Here is a 7,773-nt window from a genome sequence, read left to right on the forward strand (position 1 = left end):
GCTCGAGTAAACGGATGAACTGATCGACGAGTGTCGCGCGGTGCCGGTCATCTAGACTTGCAAGACGGATCATGGCAGGCAAGAAACGTTCGATTTGCATCGAAGGAACGAAAGCAAGCGCTGCTTGTTCGAGTTGGAACTGAACGGCGATATCACCTGCAGCACGTTGTTGACCAAGCAATACCTTACCGTCGAGTACAAAATCAGATTGTAATGCAAAAAATAAATCGGATAGTTCGGACTCGATGACAAACTCTTCGCGTTCAACGACCGTGAAGCGGTGTGTGCTAAAAGGAATAAGGATGCTCGTCTGCGAAAAGAAAGAGGAGAGCAATTGTTGAATTTCTTCACTTGTCCGTTCATCGGTTGGATTGAACAAAAAATGGACAAGTCGGAACGACTGATCTTCGAGGGCATGAGCAGATTGGATACGCTCTCGCCATAGATCGATATCAGACCGCGACGTCGTGATGATGCGTTCAGCGAATACATCAAGCAGTTGTTGTTCGCGGTCAGAGATGGCAGTCGCCTTGATTCCAAAACAGAGTCCATCTTCAAGGCGATATACGCTATACTGTTCCTGGCAATAAACATTCGGATCGGTCGTAAGCTGGTCATTGAATACAGTCATCAGTTGTCGTAACACACGGCATCACTCCTAAATCGTACATAACTATCTCGACTTTACCATAAGTCGAAAATCGGAAGGAATGATAACTTATGTCAGATACGTTTTTACTCGTATTGAAACTTGTCGGAATCATTGTCATTGGGGCCCTGATTGGCGCAGTCACGAATCATCTAGCGATTCGGATGTTATTTCGACCACTTGAACCGAAATACATCGGAAAATTTCGCGTACCCTTTACGCCGGGTCTGATTCCTAAACGGCGAGATGAACTAGCAGCGAATCTCGGACGGACGGTCGTCAAGCATCTCTTGACGCCAGAAGGGATCGGGAAACGTCTCGCATCACCAGCTGTTCGTGGAGCTGTCACACGGCTCGTCGAACATGAAGTCATGAAATGGACACGTTCAGAAGAGACGACGGAAGCGTGGATTAGTCGATTCATCGATGAACCCAAACAACGGATTCAAGGAAAAATCAGTTATCACTTGGAGCAGGAGTTTTCACTCCTCATGGGTAAATGGCGTGAGCAGTCCGTGCGCGAGTTGATCGGGGAAGCCGGAGAACAAAAAATCGAAGAGGTCATGCCAAGACTCGTCACATCCGTATTGCACCAAGCAGAGGAATATTTTGATGGACCAGAAGGACGTCTACAACTCGAGGAAACTGTTGCTCGTTTCATCCAACAGCGTCTCGGAGGTGGGATGTTCGGGATGTTGCTCGCGAACGTCAACGTCGTTGATATGATTCAGCCGGAGCTGAAACGGGTACTTCAATCAGAGTCGACGTCTCAGTTCATCCTTGCCTTATTACGTCAGGAATGGCAAAAGGGACTAGATCGTCCACTGTCGTCTTATATGACAGAAGAGACGGAGTCACGGATTCGACAGACCGTCAAAGAACAAGTCTTGGCGCGTTTACCGATTGAATCGATGCTTGCTACACCATTACGCGTCTGGTTGAATCCCCTCGAGTCACAATTACTCGAGCAACATGTCCCTGTCGTCATCGATCATCTATTCGAACGGACGACGAATCAAATCGGGCAAATTCTACAAACGCTTGATCTCGAAACGATTGTTCGAGAAGAGGTCGGTTTGCTGGATACTGCGTATCTCGAGGAAATCGTCTTATCGATTTCCAAGCGAGAATTCCGGGCTATCACTTGGCTTGGAGGGTTGTTAGGTGGTTTAATTGGATTGATACAGGCGGGGCTTTATCTCGTCTAAACAAATTGGAGGTTTTACTCATGGCAGAAACAAACTTATATGATCACGCGTACACACTGGAGCGTGCATTACGTGAGACTTCGGAGTACACGACATTAAAAGATTTGTACACGCAAGTTAACGCGGATCCGGAATCAAACGAATTGTTTGCATCGTTCCGTAACATCCAACTCGAATTACAACAAAAGCAGATGCAAGGTGAAGAAATCACACCAGACGATATGGCGTCTGCCCAAACAAAGATGCTTGAAGTCCAAAACAACCCACTAATCAGTCAGCTGATGCAAGAAGAGCAACGGATGCACACGATGCTGACGGAAGTCACACAAATCATCATGAAGCCGTTAGAAGAACTCTACGCGCCAATGATGGAGCAACAAGACGACGTTCAATAAGTCATCAAAAAGGAAGACGCGCCATTATGGCCGTCTTCCTTTTTTGTATAGCTCAAGATGAAGTAGGGACGATCCGTGGCAAGTAAGCGCGCTCGAAATGAATCAAACGACCTGAACGTGTGACACGAGCTGCATGATGAGCGTACCCACTCTCATTGAGACGCCGAATCCCTTCTTCTCGTGCCTGTCCATCTGCTTCTGCTTCAAAAACGTCATCGAGTAACGTTTCACCACGATCTGAAAAGACTGTAATCGTATACTGCATACTTGTTCCTCCCTTGTCTGATTGGTCTTGTACTTAGTATAATGAATAGATATTCATTTTACAAGCGCAGGTCTAAGTCTTGCCACGTCAACTGTCGCGCAGCGGGAGGAGTAGTCAGGTGACTGACCGTCATACCAATCAAGCGGATCGGTCCGTCGAAGGTGATACCATTGAACAATTTCGTTGTTTCCTCAAGTAAGCGTTCTTCGTCCGCCGTTTCTTCTGAAAATGTATGCCGTTTCGAACGTGACTGGAATGTATCGGTCTTCCACTTGATCGTGATCGTCCGGCAAACGAGTTCTTTTTTTTGAAGACTCGCAATGACGGATTTTGATTCTCGAATCAACGTCTCGAATATCGTATCGATATCCTCCGTATCTTCTTCGAAGGTCGTCTCAGAACCAATCGATTTTCGCTCGCGTTCCGGACGAACCGGACGCTCGTCGATCCCGTGTGCCATCGCATGCAGTTCCGTTCCGCGATCGCGTCCGAGCAATGCTCGTAATTGTTCGACCGGCATTGCTTGGACATCTGCGACGGTTTCAATTCCTTGTTTTCGTAACGCTTGTTCCGTGACTTTTCCGACGCCGTGTAAATCTCCAATTTTTAATGGAGACAAGAAACTGAGGACGTCCTCTGGAGGAACTACCGTCATCCCGTTCGGTTTCTCGTATCCGGATGCGACCTTCGCGACGAGCTTAGAGTTCGAAACACCAGCAGAGGCCGTCAGACCTGTCCGTTCTTTAATTTGCTGAAGAACATATTGCGCGATATAGGTCGCACTTTTTTGATCAAAATAATTTTCCGTGACGTCAAGATACGCTTCATCAAGCGAGAGAGGCTCGACGAGCGGTGTCACTTCTCGAAAAAGCGCCATGATTTGCGCACTGACAGCTCGGTAGACGTCAAAGCGGGGACGAATGAAGACCGCACGGGGGCAGAGCTGGAAGGCACGTCTTGACGGCATCGCGCTATGGATACCGTATTTCCGTGCTTCATAGGAACAGGTCGCTACGACACCACGTGCATGAGGCGGTCCACCGACGACGACGGGAACACCTTTTAATCGAGGACGATCGCGTTGCTCGACGGAAGCGTAAAAGGCGTCCATATCAATATGAATGATTTTTCGTTCCATCGTACAAGCGTCTCCTTTCAGTAGATATGATACAATTAGTATAACGAACTTATGTTCTGATATCTATTTTTTTGGTCGACTGTTCTTTGGCATCCGAACAAGAGCGCCTAACCATCCACGCCAGCGCATCCAGTAGAAGATGCCACCAGTCGAGAGAAAAATTAGACCAAGGGATAGGGCGTAACCGTATTTCCATTCTAATTCCGGCATGATTTTAAAGTTCATCCCCCAAATCGCACCGAGAGCCATCGTTGGTGTCGCGACGGCAGTAAAGATTGTTAATGCCTTCATGATTTCGTTTCCACGGAAGTTCGAGACGGTCGTCGATAAGTCGAGCAGGACCTCAATGTCTTTTTGATAATGTTCAATGAGCATCAACAGACGGCGGACACGTTTCGTAGCTAGTTTCAACGAGAGATCCTCGAGATACGCGTCCTCGTCGAGAAATGATTCTTCACCAGCCATGACGAGCTCTTGAAACGGAACGATTAAATCGGACCAGTTCTCGATTGTGTCGCGTAAAGCGAAGATGCTATCGAGCGAATCTTCATTGATGCTGCCACGTAGTTCATCTTGTCTTGAGAATAGTTCCGTCTCAAACTGATCGATACCGGCAAAATACGTGTTCAGCTGTAAAGCAAGAATCGTATAAAAGGCTGCGAATGGATGCGCGGGAGAATAGGGAGCGACCAGGGACACGATTGAATCCGACAATCCAATCGTGATCAGTTTTTCTTTCGTTACATAAAAGCAAATCGAGCGGCGGTCACTTTTGTCGACAGGATTTTGCCAGGTGACGACAGCGCCATAGAGAACCCCTTTTTCCGAGCGGGTGAAGTTCATGTCTTTCGATCGCAGCTGCGTCACCCAGTCCATTTCGGATTGATCGACGGCAGCCGTCGGAAAGGTTTGTTCATAGTCAGCTAAATCGAGATAGCGAGACCAATTAAATTGAGGTTCCAGTTCCATGTTCATGACTCCCATATAGTAGAATGAAATAGTATATGCCTTAAGTGTAGTCAATGGAATATAAAAAAGACACCTATTTTACAGATAAAGGACGTGTTTCAAGCATGAAAGGAATTGGTAAATTAGCAGTTGGAGAAACGCTCGATCAACGAGCGATGATCAAGCAAGCGGTCAAAGGAATTGCAGCGAATGGGAAACCATACTTGACGCTCATCTTGACGGATAAGACAGGCGAAATCGAGACGAAGATGTGGGATACGAGTGATCTTGAAAAATATGCGCCGAAATCAATCGTCCATGCTGCTGGAGAAGTCATGGACTATCGAGGGCGGACACAACTCAAGCTCAAACAAATCACGGTTCTAGAGGAGACGAATGTCGAGGACTATGTCCAATCCGCACCGATTCCGCGAGAGCAAATCGAGACGGAAGTCCTCGCGTTCGTAGAATCGATTCAGAACAGTGATATGAAAAAGCTCGTTAAACATTTGATTACTTCGCGATTCGACGCTTACTTCACGCATCCGGCAGCGGTCAAGAACCATCATGCTTTTTACTCGGGGCTGTCATACCACGTCCTTTCGATGTTGCGTCTAGCGGATCAAATCGCTCAACTCTATCCGACCTTAAACCGTGACGTGCTAATCAGTGGCATCATTCTGCACGATTATGCGAAAATCAAGGAGTTATCCGATCCGGTTGCACCGGAATATACGTTGCCTGGTAAACTCGTCGGTCATATTACGATGATGGTAGCGGAACTTGAAAAAGTCGGAGCAGAATTACAAATTGACGCAGAAGTACTGACGGTCTTGCAACATCTCGTCTTAAGTCATCACGGACGACCGGAATGGGGTTCTGCTGTCGCACCACAGATGCGCGAGGCAGAAGTTTTGTTCTTGATCGATAACCTTGATGCACGGATGACGATGATGGATCGTCTCCTTGAATATGTCGAGCCAGGACAGTTCTCGGAACGATCATTCGCACTAGATAATCGTGCTTTTTACCGTCCGAAGCTATAAGGGGGAGAAAAGATGAAGACGAAGTTGTTTGATACGGTTCAACTCGGAACGTTGACATTCCGCAATCGGGTCATCATGGCGCCGATGTGTATGTACAGTGCAAAAGAAGATGGACTCGTTACGGATTGGCATGTCACGCACTATGCAACCCGTGCGATGGGTGGTGTCGGTGGCGTCATCTTAGAAGCGAGTGCTGTTACGCCAGACGGTCGCATTTCAGCCGGTGATCTTGGAATTTGGTCAGATGCTCATATCGAAGGCTTACAACGGATCGCAGAGCAAGTCAAAGCAGCGGGTGCAAAAGCAGGCATTCAACTGGCCCATGCCGGGCGCAAAAGTACGACGGCAGAACCACCCGTTGCACCGAGTGCTTTACCGTTTGATGATACGTATACACATCCACGAGCATTAACGCTTGAGGAAATCGCGACGATCAAACAACAGTTCATCGATGCAGCAATGCGTGCGGAACGAGCAGGGTATGATTTCATTGAAATTCATGGGGCTCATGGTTACTTACTGAACACGTTCCTCTCTCCGTTATCAAACGTTCGTGAGGACCAATACGGTGGATCGGTTGAAAATCGGATGCGCTTGTTGCTAGAGATCATTGATGGCATTCAAGCCGTTTCCAAGCTCTCGATCTGGGTCCGGATTTCAGCAGCCGATCACGCAACAGGGGGAATGACGGCGACGGATTATATTCCACTCGCGAAAGAACTAGCTGCACGTCACATCGATCTACTCGATTGCAGTTCAGGGGCTGTCGTCGCTAATGCCGTACCGGAAGTGTATCCAGGCTATCAAGTGAGCTATGCAGAAGAGTTGAAACGAGAGACGGGTATTGCAACAGGCGCGGTTGGATTGATTACGACAGCTGCCCATGCAGAAGAAATCGTCCGTAACGGTCGAGCAGATATCGTCCTGCTCGCACGTGAACTACTTCGCCAACCTTATTGGGTCTATCATGCGGCAGCCGAACTAGGAGATACGGTCGCCTTGCCGAAACAATACGAACGGGCACCAATCCGAACGGTTCGTTAACTATCGCTCATATGAATGAAAAACGACACGAAAAAAGGAAGCCTTCGCGGCTTCCTTTTTTGATTACTGCTGTTGTTGTTGCATCATTTGTTGTTGCATTTGTTGTTGTTCTTGTTTATCTAAATCAAAAGCATCCTTGAAGTCTTTGTTTTCGATTTTAACATCGTATTCTTTCATGAGTGAACGGTAGATATCGTTCGGGTTGACTTGTGCTGCTTTTTCTTCAGCAAGTGCTTTTTTGATGCGTGTTTTTTCTTTATCAAGCGTAAAGTCTTTCTTTTCTTTACGATCGACTACTTTGATGATGTGGTAACCGAATTGTGTTTTAATTGGATCGGAGATTTTACCTTCAACGCCATCCTTGAACGCATAATCTTCGAATTCCTTGACCATTTTACCTTTTGTGAAGTATCCAAGGTCTCCACCTTTTGCACCGCTACCTGTATCTGTTGATTTCTCTTTTGCCAGTTTCGCGAAGTCCGCGCCGTCATCCAATTGTTTTTTGATGTCTTTTGCTTCTGACTCTTTCGCAACGAGGATATGGCTTGCTTTGACTTCGACTTTTTCTTGGTCAAAACGCTCTTGGATTTCTTTATCTGTTACTTTTGATTTCGCAGATTTTGCTTCCGTTAAGAGCATTTGTGTGCGAAGAACTGTCTCGAATTCTTTTTCGTTCTTGATTCCAGCAGATTTCAATGTTGTATTGAACTGCTCTTTATCCGGGAACTGGTCTTTTGTCTTCTTGACTTCTGCTTCGACTTCTTTATCCGTGACTTCTTTGCCGTATTTCTTCTCAAGCAATTTGTTCATTGTTTGCTGGAAAGCGATTTGAGCACCAGCTTTTTCGTATGCTTCTTCTTGGACGTCAGCCTTGTTGACTTCGCCACCTTTGTAATTGATGACGGCTTCGTCATTTGATCCACATGCTGCTAACGTAAATACACTTGCGACTGCTGCTGCGCCTAACAATTTCTTTTTCATACATACACCCCTAATTTACCATTTATTTCAACCGTTTTATCATATCATATTCTCGTCTGGTTGACAGCTGTATCTTGTCATGACAAGAGATACTTGCTC

Annotated in this window: 9 protein-coding genes; 4 read left to right on the forward strand and 5 right to left on the reverse strand. The window is 46.7% G+C overall.

Annotation, left to right across the window (positions count from 1 at the left end; all coding sequences use genetic code 11):
• Positions 1 to 646, reverse strand: a 646-nt coding sequence (locus tag F8N00_RS14375) for a PucR family transcriptional regulator (RefSeq protein WP_421018433.1), incomplete at its 3' end; no start/stop codon positions are given.
• 74 nt (positions 647 to 720) lie between these two features.
• Between F8N00_RS14375 and F8N00_RS14380 the strand changes: the two genes are divergently transcribed.
• Both F8N00_RS14380 and F8N00_RS14385 read left to right on the forward strand, forming a co-directional pair.
• Positions 721 to 1,857 (forward strand): DUF445 domain-containing protein, encoded by a 1,137-nt coding sequence (locus F8N00_RS14380; protein WP_035398483.1) that lies wholly within the window; start codon positions 721 to 723, stop codon positions 1,855 to 1,857.
• Between the two features lie 20 nt (positions 1,858 to 1,877).
• Positions 1,878 to 2,252: a YlbF family regulator gene (locus F8N00_RS14385; protein ID WP_023467337.1), complete on the forward strand. Its 375-nt coding sequence runs from the start codon at positions 1,878 to 1,880 to the stop codon at positions 2,250 to 2,252.
• Positions 2,253 to 2,304: 52 nt separating this feature from the next.
• On the opposite strand, the gene F8N00_RS14390 is transcribed toward F8N00_RS14385, so the two are convergent.
• The 3 genes from F8N00_RS14390 to F8N00_RS14400 all read right to left on the reverse strand — a co-directional run bounded on the left by F8N00_RS14390 (position 2,305) and on the right by F8N00_RS14400 (position 4,624).
• Positions 2,305 to 2,517 (reverse strand): YhzD family protein, encoded by a 213-nt coding sequence (locus tag F8N00_RS14390; protein WP_023467338.1) that lies wholly within the window; start codon positions 2,515 to 2,517, stop codon positions 2,305 to 2,307.
• A gap of 58 nt (positions 2,518 to 2,575) precedes the next feature.
• Positions 2,576 to 3,655 carry a DNA polymerase IV gene (gene dinB, locus F8N00_RS14395; protein ID WP_023467339.1) on the reverse strand — a complete coding sequence of 360 codons (1,080 nt, stop codon included), beginning with the start codon at positions 3,653 to 3,655 and terminating at the stop codon, positions 2,576 to 2,578.
• 63 nt (positions 3,656 to 3,718) lie between these two features.
• Entirely contained in the window at positions 3,719 to 4,624 is a 906-nt protein-coding gene (locus F8N00_RS14400) for a magnesium transporter CorA family protein (RefSeq protein WP_023467340.1), read from the reverse strand.
• Positions 4,625 to 4,728: 104 nt separating this feature from the next.
• Between F8N00_RS14400 and F8N00_RS14405 the strand changes: the two genes are divergently transcribed.
• On the forward strand, positions 4,729 to 5,649 hold the full coding sequence (locus F8N00_RS14405) for an HD domain-containing protein (protein ID WP_029340932.1): 921 nt from the start codon (positions 4,729 to 4,731) through the stop codon (positions 5,647 to 5,649).
• A gap of 12 nt (positions 5,650 to 5,661) precedes the next feature.
• Positions 5,662 to 6,693, forward strand: coding sequence for an NADPH dehydrogenase NamA (namA, locus tag F8N00_RS14410; protein ID WP_421018434.1), 1,032 nt, complete (start codon positions 5,662 to 5,664; stop codon positions 6,691 to 6,693).
• 63 nt (positions 6,694 to 6,756) lie between these two features.
• Here namA and F8N00_RS14415 read toward each other — a convergent pair whose 3' ends face one another.
• Entirely contained in the window at positions 6,757 to 7,674 is a 918-nt protein-coding gene (locus F8N00_RS14415; protein WP_421018435.1) for a peptidylprolyl isomerase, read from the reverse strand.
• Positions 7,675 to 7,773 lie beyond the last annotated feature (99 nt).

This window comes from Exiguobacterium sp. A1_3_1 (genome assembly GCF_048985645.1).
Taxonomy (GTDB): domain Bacteria; phylum Bacillota; class Bacilli; order Exiguobacteriales; family Exiguobacteriaceae; genus Exiguobacterium_A; species Exiguobacterium_A indicum.